General features: G+C 41.4%; 1 pseudogene. It reads left to right on the forward strand.

From position 1 onward, the window contains the following. Positions 1–545: pseudogene (locus R8O11_RS29750) on the forward strand (GGDEF domain-containing protein); the annotation flags it as partial. Positions 546–582: the final 37 nt, after the last annotated feature.

Genomic DNA, 582 nt, shown 5'->3' on the forward strand with positions numbered 1-582 from the left:
TCATTCTTTCCAATACCATCATTATCATCGGCTTTTTGCTCACGTTATATGGCGTAAGCATTTTCCGTAAATTCCCTCTCAAGTGCGCTCATGTACTCACGTTTCTGGTACCGGTATTCAGTGGCCTTTTTTATTACTTCACCTTTTATTCGCCATCTATTCGTATCCGAATCATTTTTCTTAGTATCTATTTGAGCTTAGTCACCTTCTGCAGTGGTGTTGCGATGATCAAGGGAAAAAGAGACGATCTAAAACTTCCCGTTCAAGTGATGGCGTACGCCTTCTTTGGGTTTAGTGCTTTTATGGCGGGCAGAACCATTTGGAGCATTTGGGCACCTGAAGTCACCAGTTTTATGAATGCAGGTATCATCCACCAGCTGACGTTTCTATTTAGTATCTGCCTCATTGTTGCTTTGAGCTTTAGTATGTTGTGGTTGATCAACGCAAGATTGGTGAAATCCATCAACGATCTTTCTCATTTGGATGCATTAACTGGGTTATACAATCGACGTGCAATGGAAGTCATTGTGCCTAACCTTGTGAATTAAGCACGCGAAAAAAATACGCCTATCAGCATCGTTA

It is taken from the genome of Vibrio sp. 1288 (assembly GCF_033344475.1).